Origin of the sequence: Xanthomonas sp. WHRI 1810A, assembly GCF_040202885.1 — a bacterium.
Lineage (GTDB): Bacteria > Pseudomonadota > Gammaproteobacteria > Pseudomonadales > Pseudomonadaceae > Aquipseudomonas.
The window spans coordinates 710,660-733,437 of the sequence record NZ_JBEGED010000001.1; the positions used below are offsets into that span (position 1 = coordinate 710,660).

Consider the following 22,778-nt stretch of genomic DNA (forward strand, 5'->3'; position numbering starts at 1 on the left):
CACGGATCAACGTCTGATTACCGATCCACACAGAAAGCCCCGCCAGCGCGGGGCTTTTTTGTGGGATGCGTTATCCGAGCACAAGGGGTTGCGAGGCGCTGAACATCAGCACGCACCCCTCTCGCCGCACCTGCACATTGCCAAAGTGCGCGCGCAGATGGACCTCGAATCCAGCCTGGGAATCACCGCTGTTTCCAAAGATGCCTTTGCTGTTATAGACCTTCATCAGCTTGCGCCCAAAGGCGTTGTGCGGCGCCTCATCGCCAAGAATGGTGGCACCGAACAAGACCCCGTCAGGTTGCAGGTTGTGCTTGAGATGACCAAGGATCGCCGCCTTCGCGTCGAGCGGCCCCGGCAGACAATGCAGCAGGTAGAACAGCGAGATGGAGTCGAAGCGCTCTGCGCCGGGGATCGGCGTCATGATGTCGTGCTGGATCGTCCGAACGTTTGCGCGGCCAATACGCCGCTTGGCCGCTTCCAGGCTGCTCGGGTTGAGGTCAAGCAGCGTGATGTCGGTGGTCTGGGGCAGATCGGCCTTGGCGAGGTAATAGCCCGTCCCGACGCCGATGTCCAAATGACGAGCCCCGACCTGGCGGCGAAAGAACGGCAAAAGGATTTCGTTTGTCGGGCAACGCCATGCGTACCGATTGGAGAGGCCCAGTACCCATGCGTCGTACAGCGCCAGCGTCAACGGAGAATAGACCGCCGCGCCGGCCGCACTGTCGCCACTCATGAAAGTGGATCTTTTGGGTAATTGGATGGGAACAAGGCGCGCCGTGCCGCTTCGTCCATGTCCTTTTTGAAGTCGTGATCCTTGCCCATTTCTTTGGCGCGTGTGGCCGCAGGGCGCGAATCGATTGCCTGGAACCAACGTTTGAGATGAGGAAAAGCCGCCAGCGCGTCCTCAGTGCCTTTCATCACGCGCGGCGCACGGAACAGCCAGCCCCACGCAGAAACATCGGCCAGCGTGTACTGATCGCCAACGATGTACTCACGTCCTGCCAGATGGTTATCAAGCACCTCGTAATGGCGCTCGATCTCACGGCGATAGCGGTTGACGGCGTACTCGTTGCCTTCAGGCGCTGCGTACTGGAAATGCACAGCCTGCCCCGAAAACGGACCGATTCCGGTCGCCAGGAACATCAGCCACGACAGCAATTCAGGCCGGTCTTCCGGCGTCCCCATCAGTTGCCCGGTCTTCTCCCCCAGATAAAGCAGAATCGCAGCGGAGTCGAAGACCCTCACTTCTTTCCCGCCGGGGCCGTCGGTATCCACGATCGCAGGCACTTTGCCGTTAGGGTTGATCGCGCGAAATGCCGCTGAGTGCTGTTCGCCCTTGCTGGTGTCGACAGGCACCAATTCATAGGCCAGGCCTGTCTCTTCGAGAAACAGCGCAACCTTGAACGGATTAGGCGTGGGATGAAAATAGAAACGGATCATCAGGTTTCTCTCGTTGGGTGGGTTCGGGGAGAGCGATAGATCAATCGCACATCCATCGCGTCTGTTCAAGCACCCCGCCCCCAACACCAGCAACCTCTGCCCGCATGACCCCTTGTTCAGTTCAGCTGAAACCGCGCCGTGTTGTCACTCAAAGCCCGGCTGCCTTTGCTCAGCGTGTCCGCCGCTTGATTGACGGCACGAGCGCCCTCAAGCAGACGTCCAGCCGCTTGATCCACCTGCTGGATGTTGCCGCTGACCTCATCGGCTGTCGCCGCCTGCTCCTCGACGGCTGTGGCGATCTGCGCCAGCGTGTCGGTCACGTGCTGCACCGCGCTGGCGATTTCCCCCAGACGATTGCCCAGGCCGGTGACCGACTCGGCATCCGTGATCGCCTGCCCACACGCCGCTTCCATCAGTGAGACAGCCTGACTGACCGTTGCGCGCAAGCTGTCCACCGTTCCGGCAATTTGCGCGGTCGATGCTTGAGTGCGTTGCGACAGGCTGCGGACCTCATCGGCCACCACCGCAAACCCCCGCCCCTGCTCGCCCGCCCGGGCGGCTTCAATGGCCGCGTTGAGCGCCAGCAGGTTGGTCTGTTCGGCGATGCCGCGAATGGTGTCGACCACCGACTGGATCTGCTGGCCCTGCTGGCTCACCCGCCCCAGCGCGTCTGCGGTGTCAGTCAGGCGTTGATTAAGCTGCTGGATACTGGCAGTCGTGCGAAGACTGTCGCGGCTGCTGTCCTCGGCGATGCGCCGGGTCTCTTGCGCACTCCCGGAGGCCTGCTCGCAACTTTTGGCCACGCCCATGGAAGTGGCCGCCAACTGCGTGGCTGCGGCGGCGATCTGGCTGATTTGCTGTTGCTGGTCTTCCACTTCCGTCAACGTATTGCCCGACTCCGAATTGAGCGTCTCCACGGCCGAGCCCAATTGCTGGGTTTCATGATTCACGCCCAGCAGGCTGGTCCTTAACTGAACCACCGCGACGTTGAGTGCGGTACTGATCGCCGCGAGCTCATCGCGCCCTTCCACCTCGACCGCCACGCACAGGTTGCCATCACGCAGGGATTCGGCCAGCGTGGTGATGCTGCGGGCACTGCGCCCGATGGACGCCTGCAGGCACATGAGCAGGTACAACGCCGCCAGTGCCAGCACGCTGAATGTCGCCGCGATGGGAATGAACTGGTTGTTCGCACTGTTGTGGTAATAATCCAGCCGGTCGTTCAGGGACGTCAGTGACTGGTCGCGCAGAACGCCCAGGGTGCCGAGCATGCCGTCGACGCTGCGTTCAAAAGCTTGGGTATCCACCTTGATGGCGCCGCCGAACACCCCGTCGTCCAGCATCTTCAACTCGTTGTCCAGCAGTTGCAGGCTGGTGTCGTATTGAGCCGTCCAGGCCTCGATTCCGGGATAAGGCCTGGCCTTGAGGGAGCCGGCCGCCTTGACCAATTGGTCTCGTGCGTCGCCAATGCGGCTGCGCAAATCACGCATCTGCAAACGGCTTTGCAGTGTGAACTGCCCCGAGGCAATGGACGACTGACCGACACCGGCCATGCGCCCGATGCGTTCCATCAGGTCTGGGGTCTGCTGGGTGGAAATCTGCATGAGCAGGTAGGTTTCGAGCCACGGATCGAGGATCAGTCCGCTGTCGACCGCGATCTGCTCACGCAGGCTTTGCATCGCGGTGAGCGCCGACGTGAAGCGGTCATAGCCGTCCGGCCACCAGCCCACAGTACGCAGGGACTGGGAATCCATTCCTTTGATCGAGGCTTGCAGCGCCTCGTAGCGTGCCTGCGTGTCGGCACTGACGTTTTGTGCTTTTAAGGTCTCGCCCAGGGTCTGGAGGCTTTGCAGTACCACCGGGTTGTTGGCGTCGAGCTCGGCCATCGCAGCTTTGGCTGCCGGCGTGGGGTCGTGAAGGATGTCGGCAGCTTTCCAGCGCGCAGCACGATTGCGCTGCGCCGTCAGTTGACCGTCCAGCGCATCCAGCGCCAGCAATTGGCGCACGCCTGACTGCTCATTGAGAATCACGGTCAATTTAGTGCGGTAGTCCTGTCCCATCATCCAGAGACTGCCCACCAGCGGCAGCATGAACAGAAAAAACAGGATCTGAAACTTGCGCGCGAATCCGAAACGTCCGAGCAGACGGATTCCTGGCGATAAAAGACTGCGCATGTCCTACTTCTCCCCTGAACAACGAGCCCTGCGACACACCGCCGCAGAAAATTGCCGTTTTTAGTATTAGCGGCAAAATGCCATGTTATTGATTCAATGACGATAGCCGCCGATCCGCTGCTCCAGGGACACGTGACGTTCATTGGATTTTGTTAGGCGAGCGCCAGAACGGCGCCGCTGATAAGCGAGCTAAAGCAAGAACCGGACCGCAGCATGAAAGCCAGCCAGAACGGGCTGAAATGATGGCGAACTACGGGGCATGCACACAAATGAGGCGAAACCACCCAGCGGCGGGCAACAAACTGTAACGTCACCCGGCAGATGTACGTGCGTCCCCTCCGTGATTTATGAGGGCGAAGCGGTTTAAATCGTAACCACTTGATCGCATGCATAAATTTTTCACGCTGACGCTTGACACATATTCGATCTAAGCGAATAATGCGCGCCACTTGGCTACATAGCTCAGTTGGTTAGAGCATAGCATTCATAATGCTGGGGTCCGGGGTTCAAGTCCCTGTGTAGCCACCAAGTACCGGCTTACTGATTTCTAACGAAATTTGTAGGCCTCAAGAAAGCCCGCCTCGTGCGGGCTTTTTTGTGTCTGGCGATTTGTCCCTACGCCCTTCCCCCTCCGGCACTGCTCTCGCCGTCGGGATCGCGGGTGATCAGGGCATCAATACCGTATCGACAACGTGAATCACGCCGTTGGACTGCATCACGTCTGCAATGCTGATACTCGCCTTATTGCCTTTTGCATCGATCACCCAAAGCTTTCCGTCTTGCAGCTTGATCGTCAGCGATTCGCCCTGCACGGTCTTCAGCATGACCATGCCACCGTTCTTCTTGGCGTCAGCCATCAGTTGCTTGGATGTGTGGGTGCCGGAGACCACGTGGTAGGTAAGGATTTTGGTCAGGTCGGCTTTATGCTCGGGCTTGACGAGCGTATCGACGGTACCTGCTGGCAGCTTGGCGAATGCCTCGTTGGTGGGCGCAAAAACCGTGAAGGGACCTTTGCCGTTGAGGGTATCAACCAGACCGGCAGCCTTGACCGCTGCGACCAGCGTCGTGTGGTCTTTGGAGTTGACGGCGTTTTCCACAATCGTTTTGTTCGGATACATCGGGGCACCGCCCACCATCACGGTATCAGCGGCGATGCTGAAGGTTGCGGTCACTGAGAGCAGTACGAAGCAGGCTGCTGCTGCAATTTTTTTGTAAAAAGCATGCATGGTGTTTCTCCTGGGCTCTTGCCCTCAGGATGAGGGTATTAGAGATACGGAACGAGGCGTCCATGTGGATGCATGTTTTTGAGAAATTTCGCGTGCCTGCCCCTGCCCCGTGACAAGACCGCCCGCGTCCAATAGATTAGGCGCCCCGAAACGCCTCAACCGCTTTCGCGTCCCAACCTCAGTTAATGAAGTAGTGAATGTCCAATGCCTGATTCCCACACCGATGCCGCCGTGACGCCCTTGTCTTCCAAGCTGGAATACGAGAACGCCATCAATCTTTCTCAGCACGTGCCGCAGGCGAAGATCGTCAGTGAGATGGTGCTCGACGCGTTCCAGACGGCCAAGGAAAGCGACCAGATCCGCGAGCTTCGGGTTGCCATTCGGCAGGCGCACGATCAGTTCGATGACGACAAGGCCTACGACCTGATGGGCGAACTCAAGCAGCTCAAGGACGCTGAAGCTTCTGACATGGCTGCGCTTGAAGACTTGAGCGCCAGGTTCCCGATCAGCCGCATTTTGTCCTGCTACAAGGATGACCCGGCGTTTCAGGAGTTGGTCTACAGCCTGGCGTTGCGTGTCTTGAACCAGACCCACCAGGCCGTGAGCAATCCGAATCCGGGCAAGGGCAAAGTCGCCCGCGCCAAGAAAGACATTGAAGTGTTCGTCATCAGCAAAGACGACAACAGCGTCACCTTGGCGCTGTGCAATCCGCGCTCCAAGCCGTATGTCGATCGTGAAGCGTACGAATTTCTCGGCTTTTCCTTCGTGGGCGAAGGCGAGGAAGCCGAGCTGCAAAGCGAAGTGTTTGTGGACAAGGACGGCAACGAGCAGCCCGCGACGCGCAAGAACATTGTCACTGCGATTCAGCAGCAGACAGCGTTTGAAGGGTACAGCGCGGTTCAGCAGTAGCACTGATAGCCCCCATCTTGGGGGCTGTTCAACCACCGTTCGGCGCGCTATCGCCGTTTCGCATCCTCATACACGTCGCCGCGCTCCCGTCTCCCCACGGCAACCACCGTCACAACGACCCGCTCATCCTCGACCCTGTATACGAGTCGATAAACCACGCTTCGCCACTTGATTTTGTAATGATCAGCCATCCCATGCAGGGCGTCTGCCGGGATTCGAGGGGTTCGCACGCGCTCGGCCTGCACTCGATGCCAATGGCCCGTGCCCCGTGTCCTCACCGTCATGCTCTATACCCAGTGCACGCACGCTCATATATGTTGGTGTTCATCGTCTCCCTGTTTCTGCCAGAACCCCCGTAACAAGGAACCTGAAATCCATGTCTGATTCCAAGCAAGCACGCAACGGCGGCCAGATTCTCGTTGAAGCGCTGCTCCGAAACGCCGTCGACACCCTTTACTGCGTCCCTGGCGAAAGCTATTTGCCCGTGCTCGACGCGCTGCACGACACCCCGTCGATCCGCACCATCGTCACGCGCCACGAAGGCGCGGCTTCGAACATGGCCGACGCTTACGGCAAGTTGACCGGCCGCCCCGGCATTTGCTTCGTCACGCGCGGCCCTGGCGCCACCCACGCCAGCAACGGCGTACACACCGCCAAGCAGGATTCGACCCCGATGATTCTGTTCATCGGCCAGATCGAGGGCGGATTTAAAGGGCGCGAAGCATTTCAGGAAGTGGACTACACACAAATGTTCGGTGGTCTGGCGAAATGGGCGACTGAGATCGACAGCATCGAGCGGATTCCGGAAATCGTCAGCCAGGCCTTCAGTGTGGCCATGTCCGGGCGGCCCGGGCCTGTGGTGGTGGCGCTGCCGGAGGAAATCCTCTTCGGTTCGGCGGTGGTGGAAGATGCCGAGCCTGTGCGGATCGCCCGCGCGGCGCCAGACCCTGCTGCGCTCGAGGAACTGCGAGACCTGCTGGCGGCGGCCAGGCAACCGCTGGTGATTGTCGGCGGTACGGGCTGGGACGCGGAAGGCACTCAGGCGTTCAAACGCTTCGTGCAGGCCCATCATCTTCCGGTAGCGGCGTCGTTCCGTCGGCAAGACCTGTTCGATAACCGCGACCCGCATTACGTCGGTCAAGTGGGGCTGGCCACGTCGCCCAAGCTGATCGAGCGCGTTAAAAATGCCGATCTGCTAGTGGTCGTCGGTTCGCGCCTGAGCGAAACCGTGTCCGCCGGCTACACGCTGATCCAGAGCCCGACGCCTGCGCAGAAGATGATTCATGTGCACCCTGATCCCGAGGAGCTGAATCGCGTCTATCAGGCCACCTTGCCCATCAACGCCGCCATGAATACCTTCGCCGCGGCCGTCGCACAGCTCACGCCAGTGGCCAGCGATGCCTGGAAGGCCTGGACGGAATCCGCCCGTGCCGACTACATCGAGCATTCCACCCCGCCCCTGCCGCACCCGCAACTGGCTGGCGTGGACATGGGCTCGGTGATCGGCCATTTGAACGAGATACTGCCGGACGACGCCGTCATTACCAACGGCGCGGGCAATTACACCGTGTGGGTCCACCGGTTTTATCGCTATCGGCAACCGGCGACCGAGCTTGCGCCCACCAACGGCGCCATGGGGTATGGTTTCCCGGCGGCCATTGCCGCCAAACTGAAAGATCCCCAGCGTACGGTGGTCTGCTTTGCTGGCGATGGTTGCTTCATGATGTACCCTCAGGAGCTGGCCACGGCGATGCAGTTCAACGCGCCGCTGGTAGTTATCGTGGTGAACAACGGCATGCTCGCGACCATTCGTATGCATCAAGAGCGCGAGTACCCGGGGCGGGTGTCAGCCACCGAGCTGACCAACCCTGACTTCATCGCGCTTGCCCAATCCTTCGGGGCGCATGCCGAGCGAGTTGAACGCAGCGACGATTTTCCGGCCGCGTTCCAGCGAGCGCAAAACGCGGGTGTCGCGGCGCTGATCGAATTGCGCGTAGACCCTCGACAAATAACCCCCCAGGCCCGTCTAGATTAAGAGGTTTCAGCGATGCAGATTCTTGGTGAAACGATCATTGGTCAACGCTCGGTACGGGGCGACGCAGGCGAGGTGTATGCCTTGGCGGCCGCTACCGGCGAGAAGCTCGAACCGGCGTTTGGCGCCAGCAGCCAGGCCGATGTCAACACGGCCTGCGAGTTGGCCGAATCCGCCTTTGATGCCTATCGACGAATGCCTGATGAGCGTCGGGCGCAGTTTCTCGATGCCATCGCGCAGGGCCTGCTGGACCTGGGTGACACCCTCATCGAACGCGTCCACCAGGAAAGCGGCCTGCCGCGACCGCGCCTTGAAGGCGAACGCATGCGGACGGTGAATCAACTGAAACTGTTTGCCAGCCTGGTGCGCGACGGTCGTTGGAACGGCGCGGTCATCGACACCGCCCTGCCGGACCGCGCCCCGTTGCCCCGCTCTGATCTCCGCCTGCGTCGTATCGGCGTGGGGCCGGTCGCCGTGTTTGGCGCCAGCAACTTCCCATTGGCATTCTCGGTGGCTGGCGGCGACACCGCGTCCGCACTCGCCGCCGGATGCCCGGTGATCGTCAAGGCCCACCCCGCGCATCTGGGCACCAGCGAACTGGTGGGCCGCGTCATCCAAAAGGCCGCGTACGACACGTCCATGCCCGCTGGCGTGTTTTCGATGTTGATCGACAAGGACATTTCCGTAGGGCAGGCGCTAGTCAGTCATCCGCTGATTTCGGCGGTCGGCTTTACCGGTTCGCGCCGTGGCGGACTGGCGTTGGTCGCGGCCGCGCAAGCCCGTCCGGTGCCGATTCCGGTGTACGCCGAGATGAGCAGCATCAATCCGGTGTTCTTGTTGCCGGCGGCGTTGGCTGCACGGGCGGACAGCATCGCCACGGGCTTCGTCGAGTCACTGGTACTGGGCGCCGGACAGTTCTGCACCAACCCCGGCATCCTGCTGGCGCTGGAAAGCGAGGCACTGGAACGCTTTGTAGAGGCATCTGCCACGGCGCTGTCTGACAAGTCTCCCACCACCATGCTGTCGCCGAACATCCATGGCGCCTACTGCAACGGTCTGAATACGCTGCACAGCGCGTCGGGCGTTCAGTTGGTGGCCGAGGGTAAAGAGGCTGAGGGGTCGTTCCAGGCACGTCCGGCATTTTTCCGCACAGACTCCGCCACCTTTATGGCCAACCCTGGCCTGGAAGAAGAAAACTTTGGCCCGAGCGCACTGCTGATCGTGTGCAAGGATCTGGAAGACCTGCGCCACGTCGCGACGACGTTCAGCGGGCAACTGACCGTGACGCTGCACTTTGACGAAGGCGATCAAGCCCTCGCTCAAGCACTGATACCGACCCTGGAACGCAAGGCCGGGCGCATCCTGTTCAACGGCTTCCCGACGGGCGTCGAAGTCAGTTACGCCATGGTGCACGGCGGGCCGTTCCCGGCCACGTCCGACAGCCGCAGCACGTCAGTGGGTGCAACCGCCATCGACCGGTTCCTGCGTCCGGTCTGTTACCAGGACGTCCCGGATTCGCTGCTGCCACCTGCATTGCAACAAGGTAATCCGCTGGACACCTGGCGTCTGGTAGACGGCCAGTTGACCAAGGACTGACAGGTAGTGGTCGGGTGTCGCAAGCCGACGGGCACCCGGCCATCCTCTTTCATCACCCTGTCGCGAACTATGCTTTAAGAGGCAGAGCGCGGCAGCACCTTCCCTTCGACCCCGTCCCCTATCACCAGAAAGTGACCGCCTGCCACATGGTGCACCGTGCGCAGTTCGTCGTGGCCCTGAAAGTGCCAGTGCCCATCGGAGAACACACGCTCGTCGGCGTAAGCGGCCACCACTTCGCCAATGAACAAATCGTACTGACCCTGGTTGTGCGGCTCGGGCAGCAATCGGCATTCGAGCCACGCGGCGCAACCTTCGAGCAGCGGCGCATCAATCACTTCCCCCTGGAACGTCTGCAGTGCGTAAGCGCTGAATTTGTCGACGTCCTTTTCACCGGAAATCTCCAAGCCAGAGGTTGAGCCTACGGTTTCAACGATATTGACCTGACTCACGGTCGGGACGTTGATGACGAACGCACCGGAGGCTTCGATCAATTGCCGCGTCCATACCGACTTGTCCAACACCACCGTCACTTTGGGCGGATCAAAATCAAGGGGCATTGCCCACGCCGCCGCCATGATATTGCGCTTGTCGCCGTGAGCGGCGCTGATCAATACCGTAGGACCGTGATTGAGGAGGCGGTAGGACTTGGCCAATGGAACAGGACGGCGGTGACTCGCGGACATAAGGAAAAATCCTGAAGAGAAAAAGCGTGCTCTGGAAACTACAGGTTTTGAGTCGTCGGGAAAATGCATGGCACGAACGAGCTTTCACCTGTCCCCTCCCTGAACCTACAAAAAATACCCCTTCCCTCCTTCCTGAGAATAGTGATGTAATACTATAACAAAACATTTCAGGCTTTCCGTTTGTGAACTCGATCAAGCGCTCACCTCAAAACATCGCGGCTTCTGCCCTCGCCCAGTCCGCAGGCAGACGCGTGCTGCTCTCACTGGCCGTGCTGGCAGTGTTATGGATGGCGATCGTCTGGGCGGTGGCCATCCCATGAGTGCAGCCATCGATCTGCATGACCTGACGGTGACCTATGAGCGGCGGCCCGCCGTGCACCACGTCAGTGGTCGGTTCGCTGCAGGCAGTCTTACCGCCATCGTCGGTCCCAACGGTGCGGGCAAATCCACGTTGATCAAGGCCATCGCCGGCACGCTCAAGCCTGCCGAAGGCCGTGTTGATCGCGGCACGCTGGCCACGCGGCATATCGGATATCTACCGCAAGCCGCCGAGATTGATCGCAGTTTCCCGCTCAGTGTCGCTGACACCGTGCTGATGGGCGCCTGGCACCGGCTCGGCCCCTTCCGTGGCGCCGGACGCGAAGCGGTTCAACAGGCGCATGAGGCATTGCTGGCGGTGGGCTTGCAGGGTTTCGAGCAACGCAGCATTGGCTCGTTGTCTTCGGGTCAATTCCAGCGCGTGCTGTTTGCGCGGCTGTTGTTGCAGGACGCTTCGGTGATTCTGCTGGACGAGCCGTTCACGGCCATCGACGCCCGCACCACCCGGGATTTACTCACGCTGATCAGCGGCTGGCACGGTCAGGGCCGGACGGTAATCGCCGTGCTGCACGACATCGAACAAGTGCGGCAGCACTTTCCGGACACGCTGTTGCTGGCACGCGAAACCATCGCCTGGGGCCGCACCGCTGACATTCTGCACAGCGAAAACCTGCGTCGGGCCAAGAACATGGCCGAACACTGGAGCGCCGACGCACAGCCGTGCGCCCTCAATGAGGAAGGCCCGCTATGACGATGTATCAGGCGCTGATCCAGCCGTTCTTCGAGTTCGGTTTCATGCGCCGCGCGCTGGTGGCGTGCCTCGCGCTAGGGATAGGTTCCGGCCCGGTGGGCGTGTTGCTGATGCTGCGACGCATGAGTCTGGTGGGCGACGCCATGAGTCACGCGGTGTTGCCGGGCGCAGCGGTAGGCTTTCTGTTCGCCGGTCTGTCGCTGCCGGCCATGGGTTTCGGCGGGTTGATCGCAGGGCTTGCGGTGGCGTTGCTCTCAGGGCTTGTCAGCCGCTTCACCACGTTGCGTGAAGACGCCAGCTTCGCCAGCTTTTACCTGACGTCGTTGGCGGCGGGCGTGCTGATCGTGTCGCTGCACGGTTCCAATGTGGATCTGCTGCACGTGCTGTTCGGGACAATTCTGGCCATCGATAACCCAGCGATCTTCATGGTCGGGGGCATCGCGTCCTTCACCGTGATATTGCTCGCGCTGATCTACCGACCCTTGATCCTGGAGTGCTTCGACCCAGGTTTTCTGCGGGCGGTGGGCGGACGAGGATCGCTGTATCACGTGCTGTTTCTGCTGTTGGTGGTACTAAACCTGGTGGCAGGTTTTCAGGCACTGGGCACCTTGATGGCCGTCGGCATGATGATGCTGCCGGCAACGGTCGCACGTTTCTGGGCGAACTCGCTGACCGGCATGATCGTGATTTCCACACTGGTGGCCACCTTGTCGGGCTTCATCGGGCTCATCGTTTCCTACCACGCCAGCGTCGCTTCCGGCCCGGCCATCGTGCTGACGGCCAGCGCCTTTTATCTGTTCTCACTGTTTTTCGGACGCAGCGGATTTCTCCGACGGCTGCTTCCGAGGGTTCACCTCTCCGGCTGATCACGCTCTTACAAAGGAAATCACATGAAACGTTTCACGCTACTGACCGCCGCTCTCGCGCTGTCGGGTCTGGCTCATGCTGCCCAGGCGAAACCGCTGGAGGCCGTCGCTTCGTTTACGGTTATCGCCGACATGGTGCAAAACGTCGGCAGCACGCACGTGCATGTGACCTCGCTGATCGGGCCCAATGGCGATCCACATGTCTACGAGCCAACGCCCAATGATGCGCAAACGCTAAAGACCGCCGATGTGGTATTCGTCAGCGGTCTGCATCTGGAGGGCTGGCTGGATCGCTTGATCACGGCATCCGGTTACAAGGGGGATCCGGTGGTGCTGTCCAACGGCATCCTGACGCGCAGCATGGAGGAGGACGGCGAGCAGATCACCGATCCGCATGCCTGGAACAGCGCAGTGAACGGCGTGGTGTACGTACGAAACATCATCACCGCGCTACAGAAAGCAGACCCCGCCAACGCAGCCGAGTACCAGGCCAACGGTGATCGGTACATCAAGCAGCTGCAGGACATGGACGCCTACGCACGTGCGCAGATTCAGTCGATCCCGGAACCGCGGCGCAAGGTGCTGACCTCCCACGACGCCTTCGGCTACTTCGGCGATGCCTACGGGGTTACGTTTCTGTCGCCGCTGGGCTTCTCCACTGAGACCGAAGCCTCGGCCGCTGACGTAGGCAAGCTGATCAATCAGATCAAGCAGGAGCACGTCAGCGCCTATTTCTTCGAGAACTCCGGCGACCCGCGCCTGGTGCAGCAGATTGCCAAGGCCAGCGGCGCGCATCCTGGGGGTGAGCTGTACGTCGAGTCACTCTCGCCCGCCAAGGGCCCGGCCGCGTCCTACCTGCAAATGTTCCGTTACAACGTCGACAAGCTGACGGCAGCCATGAAGGGGCAGTGAATACGCAGTGACGGACTGCGCCGATACGCCTTGTAATCAGTTTCTGCCCCGAATGGATTGTTCCTTTCCTACACTTCGCCGGCGCGCTCAATGGCGAGCGCGTTCAACGTCGACAGGGAGAGCGTGCAATGAACAGTCGAGACATAAGCGTGGCAGAAGACGTATTGGTGGTGTCCCCGGATATTGCGCCGGGTTATCTGGCCGACGCGATTCTCGCCGAGATCATGCGGGCCGAGTCGGTGCTGTTGTTGATATCGGGCCAGTTCAGCGGTGACGACGATGGCCAGTGGTCCGATCAGGTCATGTCGTCGGCCCTCTGGTCGGTGCAAGGCCATCTGGGCATTTTGAAAACCCTGATCAATCGCGGCTATATGACCTCCAAAACCGACCCGGCACTCCACTTTCAGGAATCACCACACAACTGAAATATTTCTTTCCGATGTCATAAAGACATCACGGAAGCGCTCTATAACCATTACCTCCGGTGTACTCGTCGATGGGATTGGTTGCAGTGAAAACGTTATTGCCTCGATTGCTCGCTCGTCGTTCCAGGCCCAGTTTGTTGCGGCGCCTGAAAATCACTCAGCGGCTGGTGCTGTGCTTCAGCATCACCGCGTTGCTGATGGTGGCGTTGGGCGCATTCTGCCTGCAGCAGATGCAGAGCATCCGCGATCAGGGAGAGGCAGTCGAAAGCGGCACGTTGCCGAGCATGGCGATGGCAGACGCAATCGCCATCGACCTGATCAAACTGCGGGGCGAAAGCGCTCGCCTGATCGCCAACGCGGATGACCCCGGGGCGGTGGTCACCAGTAAAATCAACGTTGAACAGCTGCGCAATGAAGTGGAAAAAAGCTTCAGCGACTATCTGGCGCATGCCACCGACAGCACCGAACGTGATTCGATTACCGCCTTGCAGGACGCCTATAAGGCCTTCATGCCGGGACTGCATGACGAAATTGCGCTGATCGAGCAACGCAAACTCGAAGACGCCCGGATGCTGCTCAACACCACGCTGAGCATGCAGGGCGACCTGATGGACATGCAGGTGCAGTTGCTGCGCGAGCTGAACAAGCAAAGCGCGTCAGCCACAGTCGATGCCGCCGGTAGCCGTTTTCAGCAAACTCGAATTATTGCGCTCAGCGCGATTGTCGTGGCACTGGTACTGACCTTGCTGCTGGCCTGGCGCTTGAGCGTGAGCATTATTCGCCCTGTGCGCCACGCCCTGCAGATCGCCAGCACCATCGCCGACGGCAACCTCAGCCCGCAGCCTATACCCGAAGGCCGGGACGAAACCGCTCAGTTGCTGATCATGCTGGGCCGGATGCGCGGCAATCTGCACGGCACCATCGAGCAGATTTATGCCGCGGCGACTCAGCTGACGCAGTCGGTGCAGGAAATGGGCGCGATTGCCGAGGCCAGTGCGCAGAACCTGCAACTGCAGAATGATGAAATCGAGCAGGCGGCGGTGGCGGTCAACCAGATGAGCCAGGCGGCGGTTGAAGTCGCGGACAACGCCAGCAACACCTCAACAGAATCCCGGGCCTCCAATGATGCAGCCGCCGAAGGGCGGGATCGACTGTCGGGCACCATTGAGTCGATCAAGGAGCTGACTGACAACGTCCTGGATTCTTCGCACCAAGCCGAAGGCCTGGCCGAGCGCACGTTGAGCATCAGCAAGATTCTCGACGTCATCCGCGCCATCGCCAATCAAACCAATCTGCTGGCGCTCAATGCCGCCATCGAAGCTGCACGGGCAGGTGAAGCCGGGCGCGGGTTTGCGGTGGTGGCCGACGAAGTGCGATCACTGGCGCAGCGCACCAGCGCGTCGACGACAGAGATCGAGGGCCTGATCAACGGGGTGCAAAAGAGCACGCAGGAGACAGCTGAAGCCTTGAGGGTAACGGCGGCACAAGCCAGCGTGACGTTGGAGCACGCGGCCGCGACGAGTCAGGCGCTGACCGTGATCATCAGCTCGACGTCGACCATCAGCGACCGCAACGTCCTGATTGCCAGCGCCGCCGAGCAACAGGCGCAGGTGGCCAACGAGGTTGATCGCAACCTGAGCAGCATCCGGGACTTGTCCGCCCAGTCGGCGTCCGGCGCTCAGCAAACCACCGTGGCGAGTAACGCACTGTCGATGCTGGCGACGGACCTGAACACGATGGTTCAGCGGTTCGTGCTGTAAGGCGATCCAACCCGTAGGAGCGAACTTGTTCGCGAAGCGATCTGCAAGTCAGACCGCGTAAGCTCTTTCGCCAACAAGTTGGCTCCTCCAGACAGGAGCGGGGTCACTCCCCCTGCGGCATCAACCGATACTGCGGCGGCAATTGATCGAAACCACTGATGGTCGCGTTCAGGCTTTTCCAGCGACCGTCCTTGATGCCGTAGATGCAGCCGTGCACCGACAACTTCTGCCCACGGTGCCAGGCGTTCTGCACAATGCTGGTATGACCGACGTTCGCCACCTGCTGAATCACGTTCAGCTCGCACAAGCGATCAACACGCTCCTCCTCAGTGGGCAGCGCCGCCAGCAACTCGCGATTCTCGTAGTACAGATCACGAATCGAACGCAGCCACCCATCGATCAGGCCCAACTGACGGTTTTGCATCGAGGCCTTCACCCCGCCACACCCGTAGTGGCCGGTGACCAGGATGTGTTTGACCTTGAGCACGTCGACCGCGTACTGAATCACCGAGAGGCAATTGAGGTCCGTGTGCAGGACCACGTTGGCGACATTACGGTGGACGAACAGATCGCCGGGCAGCATGCCGACGATTTCATTGGCGGGAACGCGCGCGTCCGAACAACCGATCCACAGGAATTCAGGGGTCTGTTGGCGCGCCAGTTTGGCGAAGAATTCAGGATCTTCTTCCTTGATGGCCGCAGCCCAGCGCTCGTTGTTGTCGATCAGGTCTTGTAGCTCGTTCATGCGTTGATGCCTCGAAAATGATGCTCAGCTATGACTGGCGCCAGGCGCTGCGGGTCACGCGCTATTTGCCACTACGCCGCCGAAGAACAAAAAGGAATCTTCAAGAGTGTGGTCGGTCCACCTTACTTAGGCCCACACAATGAGGAATTCGCCATGACTGATGAACGCCGCCCGTTTGGCGCCACCCAACCCGAACCTATCGATGACAACGAGGATCGGATGGGCTCCATGGAAGAGCTGAACTTCAACGACAATAACGAACCCAGTGGTCGAATCGGTGACACGATCCCGGCTGACGAACTGGAAAGCCTCATCCCCGATGAGCGGGTGCGCGAAGCTGGCATGACCGGCGCGTCCACCGCGGACCATGAGCCAACCGACGACGACATGAGCCCGGAAACCCTAATTGACGAAGACGGCGCCCGCTCTGCGGAGGAGAGAGGCGAAGGCGGCCCGGCCGACTTCGATCTGAGTGTTGTCGACGAAGACGAGATCGGCGCCGGCGGTGGTCTGGACGAGGAAGAAATGGCCATTTTCGACCCTCTGGATGGCAAGCCGTAGGGCAGATCGCTCTTCCCGTCAGCCTTTAGTCCAGCAATGTGCAGGCCATGACCAACGCATCCTCCCGGCCACCGACGGCCGGGTAGTAATCGCGGCGTCGGCCTATCTCGTTGAAGCCGTAGCGCTCATACAAACGGTAGGCCGACTGGTTGCTGGCCCTGAGCTCAAGAAAGCACTCGCGCCCATTGAGCTCGTAGGCACGTTTCATCAACCGGTCCAGCAGCAACAAGCCCAAACCACGCCCCTGGCTTTCCGGTTTAACGGTAATGTTGAGCAGATGCGCTTCATCGATGATCACGTTGATGACGCCGTGACCGACTTGTTGTTCACCCTCGAACATCAGCCAGATTTCGTACGACTTCAAGCCATCCAGAAAGATGCCTCGCGTCCACGGGTGGCTGAAGGCGGCGTATTCGATTTTCAATACGGCATCGAGATCCGCTTCGGTCATCGGGCGGAAAGTCACTGCATCACTCATCAACGGTCTTCCAACGTGCCATCAGCCTGCGCATGGCTTTCCAGACGTCGGCTTTGCGCTGAGGCTCGTCCATTAAAAGTTCAAGCCCTGGCAGCGCCCAGGCAGAACCCAGGCCATCGACCTGCAGTTCTCGGTTGTAGGATTCGGCGTCGGCTTCACCGGCGAACTTGAGCGATGGCAACCCGATCAGCCACAGCAGGCTGCATGGCGCCTCTTCCAGACGGGCAAACAGGAAGCCCTGGACGAAATCACGCGCCGCTTCCGGGCCTTGATCCATCTGACCGCGTACCAGCAACGGCCAACGCACCGGTTCGCCAATGATTTGAGGGCTGTCCGGCAGACCGGCAGCGCGGAGCATGTCTTTGAGCAACAGATAGGATGGATCGCGACTCTGGAAGGGCTCTCCGGTGGCCAATTCAACCAGCAGCAGACAATTGCCGGCACGCAGCAACTGCAGGGAAAAGCGCGGCGGCTGTACGACCGGCGCTTTGGCCACTGCGGGCGCGGCCTCTTCCTCTTTTGCAGCGGCCTTGACGGTGGGCTTCACAAGCGACGCGGGGCGCGGCAACTCGACCTTCGGGCGTTCGAGGCTGCGCGCCGTGGGTGCAGGGCTGACTGGCGCCGAATCGGCAACGGCCTGGGGCGCAGCAACAGCCACCGGCGTTTCGACAGGTGGCGGTAACGGCGCAAGCAGTTCCGGACGCGAGGGCGCGGCAAAAGGCAGTTCGGTGCGCGGCAGCCAATTGACCACCTGCATGGCAGTCATATAAGCGCGGCGGCGGGACTCATTGAGCAAAGGTCAGCCACCTGTGGATACGTTAGGACGGCGATTCTACAGACCTTCGTCGTTTCGCGCCGCAGTTGATCGACCGGGAGTGAAAACCATCTGCGGCTATGCAGTACAATCGCCGCTTTTCTTCGCTAACCAGCCGGCCCTCCAATGATCGAACCTAAGCGCGTCCTGCGCGCCCTTGCCGAACACTGGGCGCTCCTTGAGCCACTGTGCGAGCATTTTGACCAAGGCACCTTGAGCCTGAGCGAACTGCGCCTGCAACTGGCGGCCCATCAGGTCGAGAGCACGCCCCAGGACATTACCCACCTGCTGGACGTCTGGATCCGCCTCGACATTCTGGTGCCTGTCGCCAAGAGCCCGAACCGTTTTGAGCTCAACGCGCAGATCCACGACTTCCTGTCCTACCTGCGCCGCGAGCACCGCCTTGGCTTGTGCCTGGAAATCGAGGCCTATCTGCGTCATCTGGAGCGTCTGGCGGGTTATATCCAGGACGCGTTCGATGTTCGCGACGCCGACGATCTGGCACGCCAGCTGCGGTTGCTGGACATGCGTGTGCGCGATGTCCTGAAAAAGCTCGCCAATGACGAACAGGCGCTGGTCTCCGTGGCCGAACGCGCCAAGACCAGCGACCGGCAGATTCCCCTTCGCCAGCGTTACGCTGAAGTGCTGGCGACGTGGGACGAATACGTTGAGCCGATGATTCAATTGGTGAACGCCGACGGCGCCTTTGAACAGGGCGTGCGCAAGGTCGAAAACGTGTTGCTGCGCATGCTCACCGATCAGCAGCGCCTTGGGCACCTGGTTGACGACGATATGCTGCTGCGCACTCACGCGCGCATCCTGGAAATGCAGACCAGTGCGCAACTTACTCTGCGCCATGCCCGTGAACTGCTGCTGCCGCTGCGCGAAGAAGCTCGTCGCCACAATGCCGTGACCCGAGGCGCCGCGCTGGCGCTCTCAGCCATCCGCCGCAAGGGCATCGACGCGGTGCCGCAGGCGGCAATGCCGATGTTCACCCGTCCGCAAAGCACGTTCCTGGGCAGCGCCAATCAGGTGGAAGCCTACGTTTACGCCCTGGCGCGCTTCGAACCCAAACCCGCGCGCTTCCCCAAAGCCAGCACCACCCGCAAAGGTGAGCCGCCCAAGGCGCCGCGCACGGTCAAGGAAATGCTGGAGCGCTGCGAAGACGCGCTGCCCATGCCGGACCTGATGGCGTGGTTGCTCGAGCAAGAATCGACCGGCGCGACCGATGAGTTGCTGTACTGGTTTTCGCGCCTGTCGCGGGACAAGCGCTTTCAACGCGCGCGCCTGGAACGCCGTGAATATTTGACCCAGGAGCACCGGGTCAGCCTGCGCTCCTTCGCCCTGCTCTCGAGTCGAGACGTCACCCCAGAGAATTCAGAGGGCACCGCCCATGCATCTTGATCTGTCCGAAATGTCCCAGCTGGCGCCGATTTTCCGCGAGCTGTTCAAGGGCTATCACATCAGCCGCCGCGACCCGGAGCTGTACGCACAGCTGTCAAACTCCCAGGATCAGTACCGCACGCTGTTCAAAGCCCTGGGCTTCGAACTGGTGTGCGACACCCGTGGTTTCTATTACTTCGTCCCCGACCTGGCTGCAGCTCAGGTCAACAAGACGGCTCAGCGACTGGCGTTGTTCACCTTCATTCTGGTCGAGCATCTGGCAGACCAGGGGCGTGACCCCGTCGCAGTGCTGGACGGTGGCAGCCTGGGCCGCGAGGAACTGCCGTCGTTGCTGGAGAAATACCGCGACCTGTTCCTGCAGGCTGAAGTGCAGAGTCAGGAAGAGCTCGAAGAAAAAATCATGCGCCGCATGACCCAGCTCGGCTTTGCCACCGAAGAACTGGGCGTTTTCCGCTTTTTGCCGCCGATGCATCGATTCCTGGATGTCTGTCTTTCCGTCCAGCAGGACCGCGACCTGGCGGCCAGTTTGCACAGCGATCTGCCGTTACCTGTCCCGGTTCTGATCGACGACGACAGCGACGAAAAGCTGCTTGAAACCGGCGACCCATTGGACCTCGCGGAGTTTGACGACAGTGAGCTTACCGAGGAGCAGGCCTTGGCCCGCGCGATCGCCGAAGAACAGGAGCTTGACGCATGAGCCAGGAACGTTACGGCATCCGCCGCTTTGCCCTGCTTAACACCGCCGGCTACAGCCTCGGCCTGTTCCCGCTGGAGCATCCGCTGTCGGTCTATGGCGCGAACAATTTGGGCAAAAGCGCATCGATCAACGCGCTGCAATTCCCGATTCTGGCGCGCATGTCAGACATGAGCTTTGGCAAATACACGCTGGAGCAATCGCGCCGCTTCTACTTCGCCACTGATACCAGCTACATCCTGGTGGAGGTCGCCCTGCCTCATGGCCCTCACGTCATTGGCGTAGTGGGTCGCGGCCCGGGCGGTGGGTTCGGTCACCAGTTCTTTGCTTACGCCGGCAAACTGGATTTGGCGCATTACCAGAAAAACGACACCTGTCTTCGCCAGAAAGAATTGTTCAGCAACCTCGAAGCCGAAGGCCTGAAAGCCTACGAGTTGAAACCGGATGAATTGCGCCGCTTGCTGGTGGGCGGTCACACCTCGATCCCGCTGGATCTGACGCTCATTCCGCTGCGTTCGACCAGTGAACAGAGCTTGAAAACCTTCCGTGCGTTGTTCATCAACCTGCTGCACATGCGCGAGATCACGGCCGCCAAGCTCAAGCAGTTGTTTCTTGATGCATTCGAGCACAGCTTGCGTTCCGGTAGCGTTGATTACATTGCTGCGTGCGAAGAAGCCTTCCGCGATGTGCGACGCATGGAGCAGGACTACAACGCTCTCGTCCTGGCCGGCCCGCTGGTGGAAGCATTGGCCAACGGTGTGCGGCAGCGCGAAGTCCTGCGCGGCAAATTGCATCGTCTGTCTCCGCTGCTGGATTCCCTGCTGGGCACCTGGCAGGACTATTCCAACGCGCGCAAGGAAGAGCTGGTCATTCAGGCCGAGCATTACCGCGGCGAGCAGGATGCACTGCAAAACAATCAGCGCGGTGGTACGCAAGAGCTGATGCGGCTTGAGCGTGAGATCAGCGGCATACAACGCTGGATCGGCGAACTGGCAGTCTTGAAGAATCGCTTTGCGTTGGTGGACGATGCGCGGGTGCTTGAGCAGCAGTTGCTGGCGGCCAAGGATGCGCACGATGAACTGGCAGGCGCACTGGCTCAGTCGCGTCAGTTCAGCGTTGAAGATCTGGACGAGCGTCTGCGCGATCTGGAAAAACGCCTGAAGTCGGTCAAGCAGCAGCTCGACCATGCTGACAACAACAGCTACGCACGTTTGCGTGAAGAGTTTTCGCAGCCGGACGTCGAACGGTTGATGCGCCTGTTCAACAGCGCGCTGTTCAGTTTGCCGCTGGGTGAACATGGCATCGCGCTGGACGATGGTAACGCTTGGGTCAAATCCCTTGAAACCATCCTGGACGGCTTCAAGGGGGAGCGCTTCGAAGTGCCGGGTCTGTCGATCAATCTGTCCCATATCGAGCCCCCGGCCTTGCAGGCGCTGGCTGACCGTGCAGCGTTGCGTGACCAGAAAGAGCGGCTTGAAAAAGAGCTCAAGCAACTCAAGACCCAGCAGGCCGTGTCAGCCGACCGCGCCGCAAGCAAGACGCAGACTGAAGTGCTCTACCAACAGGTGCTCGACGCGCAAAAAGCGCTGGAAGATTTCCGCCGCTCGCAGACATTGAGCGCGGAAGAGCCCGAGAAGCTCGAGCAGCTCGCTCAGATGGAAGCGGCGCAGGATGAGCTCAAGCGTTCATCTGATGCATTCACTGAGCGCGTCCAGCAACTGTCCGCCAAGCTGCAACTTATCTCACGTCAGATCGGTGATATGGAAGCCAAGCAGCGGACACTGGACGATGCCTTGCGACGCCGTCACCTGTTACCTGCTGACATGCCGTTCGGTGTGCCGTTCATGGAAGCGGTGGATGACTCGCTGGAAAACCTTTTGCCCCTGCTCAACGATTATCAGGACAGCTGGCAGGGTCTCCAGCGGTGCGATGGTCAAATTGAGGCGTTGTACGCGCAGGTTCGCCTGAAAGGTGTGGCCAAGTTCGATAGCGAGGACGACATGGAGCGTCGTCTGCAGCTGCTGATCAACGCGTACGCCCATAGGCAAGATGAGGCGCTGACCTTGGGCAAGGCGCGTCGCGCTGCGGTCACCGACATCGCTCGAACATTGCGCAATATCCGCAGTGACTACGACAGCCTTGAACATCAGCTGGCGCTGTTCAATCGGGAGATCAACAAGCGTCAGGTATCCAACCTCGAAAGCTTCCGCATCGTTCTGGCGCCCAACAAGGAAGCGCTCAAGCATATCGATCAGATTATCCACAGTGCTGGCCAGTATGAGGAAGGGGAAACGCTTTCGGTGTTCGACCTGAATCAGAGCGCAGATCAGGACAACAAGAACGAAGAGGCCAAGGAATACTTGGCGCGCCTTGTCGCTGCGAATCACAACCAGTTGGGGCTTAAGGACCTGTTCGAACTAGCGTTCGAGATCACCAAAGTAAACGGCCAACCCGTGATTCACACTGATATCGATGGCGCGGCGTCCAACGGCACCACCATGACCATCAAGGCGCTTACCAACATGTACTTGTTGCTGCACTTGATGGATCGCGATCAGGCCGGCCGTATCCGCCTTCCGTATTATCTGGATGAGGCTGCGGACATTGACGAGAAAAACCAGGCAGCGTTGCTGGAGACTAGTCTCCAACTTGGGTTTGTGCCTATTTTGGCGAGCGTGAAGCCGCAGGTCTCTGCCCATGTGGCGATTGACCTCGAGGGCGGTAGCGGTCCTGCCGGGATCTATATCGATGAGGCTGACTGGAAATACATTCAGCGTCGCGATGATTCTGTGAAGGCTAAAGCTTCTGAAGTGCCGGAGAAAGCGGTGCCATGACCGGAGGGTGAAGCATTGAAAAGGCCGCATGAAGATGCGGCCTTTTTTTATGCTGTTTGTCTCGTCCTAAATAAGGTTTGTAAGCGTCTGGCAATCACGTCTTGCGAGCAGTTAATTGTCTGGGTCACTTCTCGGACGTACAGGTACCTGTTTGCG

General features: G+C 60.1%; 19 protein-coding genes, 1 tRNA gene and 2 pseudogenes. 13 read left to right on the forward strand and 9 right to left on the reverse strand.

Going from position 1 to position 22,778, the window contains the following annotated elements; all coding sequences use genetic code 11:
* Nucleotides 1-70: 70 nt before the first annotated feature.
* The 4 genes and pseudogenes from ABQX22_RS03220 to ABQX22_RS03230 form a co-directional block, all read right to left on the reverse strand.
* Entirely contained in the window at nucleotides 71-733 is a 663-nt protein-coding gene (locus ABQX22_RS03220; RefSeq protein ID WP_349796370.1) for a class I SAM-dependent methyltransferase, read from the reverse strand.
* A pseudogene (locus ABQX22_RS26860) lies at nucleotides 730-1,053 on the reverse strand (glutathione S-transferase C-terminal domain-containing protein); the annotation flags it as partial. The pseudogene ABQX22_RS26860 and the gene ABQX22_RS03220, both read right to left, overlap by 4 nt.
* A 150-nt stretch (nucleotides 1,054-1,203) precedes the next feature.
* Nucleotides 1,204-1,440, reverse strand: a pseudogene (locus ABQX22_RS26865) (glutathione S-transferase N-terminal domain-containing protein); the annotation flags it as partial.
* Nucleotides 1,441-1,556: 116 nt separating this feature from the next.
* A complete protein-coding gene (locus ABQX22_RS03230) occupies nucleotides 1,557-3,614 on the reverse strand; it encodes a methyl-accepting chemotaxis protein (RefSeq protein ID WP_349796374.1) in 2,058 nt (685 codons plus the stop codon).
* Between the two features lie 451 nt (nucleotides 3,615-4,065).
* Between ABQX22_RS03230 and ABQX22_RS03235 the strand changes: the two genes are divergently transcribed.
* Nucleotides 4,066-4,142 (forward strand) — tRNA-Met (locus ABQX22_RS03235).
* Between the two features lie 137 nt (nucleotides 4,143-4,279).
* Here the strand turns inward: ABQX22_RS03235 and ABQX22_RS03240 are convergent.
* Nucleotides 4,280-4,840, reverse strand: coding sequence for a fasciclin domain-containing protein (locus ABQX22_RS03240; RefSeq protein ID WP_441005233.1), 561 nt, complete (start codon nucleotides 4,838-4,840; stop codon nucleotides 4,280-4,282).
* A 204-nt stretch (nucleotides 4,841-5,044) separates the two neighbouring features.
* Here ABQX22_RS03240 and ABQX22_RS03245 point away from each other — a divergent pair, with 204 nt between their 5' ends.
* The 3 genes from ABQX22_RS03245 to ABQX22_RS03255 all read left to right on the forward strand — a co-directional run bounded on the left by ABQX22_RS03245 (nucleotide 5,045) and on the right by ABQX22_RS03255 (nucleotide 9,377).
* The gene (locus ABQX22_RS03245) at nucleotides 5,045-5,749 is read left to right on the forward strand and encodes a hypothetical protein (protein ID WP_349796376.1); all 705 of its coding nucleotides are present in this window, start codon (nucleotides 5,045-5,047) and stop codon (nucleotides 5,747-5,749) included.
* 376 nt (nucleotides 5,750-6,125) lie between these two features.
* Nucleotides 6,126-7,784, forward strand: a complete 1,659-nt coding sequence (locus tag ABQX22_RS03250; RefSeq protein WP_349796378.1) for a thiamine pyrophosphate-binding protein — start codon at nucleotides 6,126-6,128, stop codon at nucleotides 7,782-7,784.
* Nucleotides 7,785-7,796: 12 nt separating this feature from the next.
* A complete protein-coding gene (locus tag ABQX22_RS03255; protein ID WP_349796379.1) occupies nucleotides 7,797-9,377 on the forward strand; it encodes an aldehyde dehydrogenase (NADP(+)) in 1,581 nt (526 codons plus the stop codon).
* 74 nt (nucleotides 9,378-9,451) lie between these two features.
* On the opposite strand, the gene ABQX22_RS03260 is transcribed toward ABQX22_RS03255, so the two are convergent.
* Complete coding sequence (locus ABQX22_RS03260) at nucleotides 9,452-10,060, reverse strand: flavin reductase family protein (protein WP_349796381.1); 609 nt, start codon at nucleotides 10,058-10,060, stop codon at nucleotides 9,452-9,454.
* A 283-nt stretch (nucleotides 10,061-10,343) separates the two neighbouring features.
* Here ABQX22_RS03260 and ABQX22_RS03265 point away from each other — a divergent pair, with 283 nt between their 5' ends.
* The 5 genes from ABQX22_RS03265 (at nucleotide 10,344) to ABQX22_RS03285 (ending at nucleotide 15,092) form a co-directional block, all read left to right on the forward strand.
* A complete protein-coding gene (locus ABQX22_RS03265) occupies nucleotides 10,344-11,129 on the forward strand; it encodes a metal ABC transporter ATP-binding protein (protein WP_349796383.1) in 786 nt (261 codons plus the stop codon).
* Nucleotides 11,126-11,995 (forward strand): metal ABC transporter permease, encoded by an 870-nt coding sequence (locus ABQX22_RS03270; protein ID WP_349796385.1) that lies wholly within the window; start codon nucleotides 11,126-11,128, stop codon nucleotides 11,993-11,995. The genes ABQX22_RS03265 and ABQX22_RS03270 overlap by 4 nt, the downstream gene beginning before the upstream one ends.
* A 24-nt stretch (nucleotides 11,996-12,019) precedes the next feature.
* On the forward strand, nucleotides 12,020-12,907 hold the full coding sequence (locus ABQX22_RS03275; protein ID WP_349796387.1) for a metal ABC transporter substrate-binding protein: 888 nt from the start codon (nucleotides 12,020-12,022) through the stop codon (nucleotides 12,905-12,907).
* A gap of 128 nt (nucleotides 12,908-13,035) precedes the next feature.
* On the forward strand, nucleotides 13,036-13,332 hold the full coding sequence (locus tag ABQX22_RS03280; protein ID WP_349796389.1) for a hypothetical protein: 297 nt from the start codon (nucleotides 13,036-13,038) through the stop codon (nucleotides 13,330-13,332).
* Nucleotides 13,333-13,418: 86 nt separating this feature from the next.
* Entirely contained in the window at nucleotides 13,419-15,092 is a 1,674-nt protein-coding gene (locus tag ABQX22_RS03285; protein ID WP_349796391.1) for a methyl-accepting chemotaxis protein, read from the forward strand.
* Between the two features lie 103 nt (nucleotides 15,093-15,195).
* Here the strand turns inward: ABQX22_RS03285 and can are convergent, their stop codons facing one another.
* Nucleotides 15,196-15,837 carry a carbonate dehydratase gene (gene can / locus ABQX22_RS03290; protein ID WP_349796393.1) on the reverse strand — a complete coding sequence of 214 codons (642 nt, stop codon included), beginning with the start codon at nucleotides 15,835-15,837 and terminating at the stop codon, nucleotides 15,196-15,198.
* Nucleotides 15,838-15,990: 153 nt separating this feature from the next.
* On the opposite strand from can, the gene ABQX22_RS03295 reads away from it, so the two are divergent.
* Nucleotides 15,991-16,398 (forward strand): hypothetical protein, encoded by a 408-nt coding sequence (locus ABQX22_RS03295; RefSeq protein ID WP_349796395.1) that lies wholly within the window; start codon nucleotides 15,991-15,993, stop codon nucleotides 16,396-16,398.
* Between the two features lie 25 nt (nucleotides 16,399-16,423).
* On the opposite strand, the gene rimI is transcribed toward ABQX22_RS03295, so the two are convergent.
* Together rimI and ABQX22_RS03305 are read right to left on the reverse strand one after the other, a co-directional pair.
* Nucleotides 16,424-16,876, reverse strand: a complete 453-nt coding sequence (rimI, locus tag ABQX22_RS03300; RefSeq protein ID WP_349796397.1) for a ribosomal protein S18-alanine N-acetyltransferase — start codon at nucleotides 16,874-16,876, stop codon at nucleotides 16,424-16,426.
* Complete coding sequence (locus tag ABQX22_RS03305; protein WP_349796399.1) at nucleotides 16,869-17,672, reverse strand: hypothetical protein; 804 nt, start codon at nucleotides 17,670-17,672, stop codon at nucleotides 16,869-16,871. Before ABQX22_RS03305 ends, rimI begins: the two co-directional genes overlap by 8 nt.
* 144 nt (nucleotides 17,673-17,816) lie before the next feature.
* On the opposite strand from ABQX22_RS03305, the gene mksB reads away from it, so the two are divergent.
* From mksB to mksF, 3 genes are read left to right on the forward strand one after another with little or no spacing between them, the layout of a single operon-like run.
* The gene (gene mksB, locus ABQX22_RS03310) at nucleotides 17,817-19,094 is read left to right on the forward strand and encodes an Mks condensin complex protein MksB (protein ID WP_349796401.1); all 1,278 of its coding nucleotides are present in this window, start codon (nucleotides 17,817-17,819) and stop codon (nucleotides 19,092-19,094) included.
* The gene (gene mksE / locus ABQX22_RS03315) at nucleotides 19,084-19,791 is read left to right on the forward strand and encodes an Mks condensin complex protein MksE (protein ID WP_349796403.1); all 708 of its coding nucleotides are present in this window, start codon (nucleotides 19,084-19,086) and stop codon (nucleotides 19,789-19,791) included. Before mksB ends, mksE begins: the two co-directional genes overlap by 11 nt.
* A complete protein-coding gene (gene mksF, locus ABQX22_RS03320) occupies nucleotides 19,788-22,622 on the forward strand; it encodes an Mks condensin complex protein MksF (protein ID WP_349796405.1) in 2,835 nt (944 codons plus the stop codon). The genes mksE and mksF overlap by 4 nt, the downstream gene beginning before the upstream one ends.
* The last annotated feature ends 156 nt before the right edge of the window (nucleotides 22,623-22,778 follow it).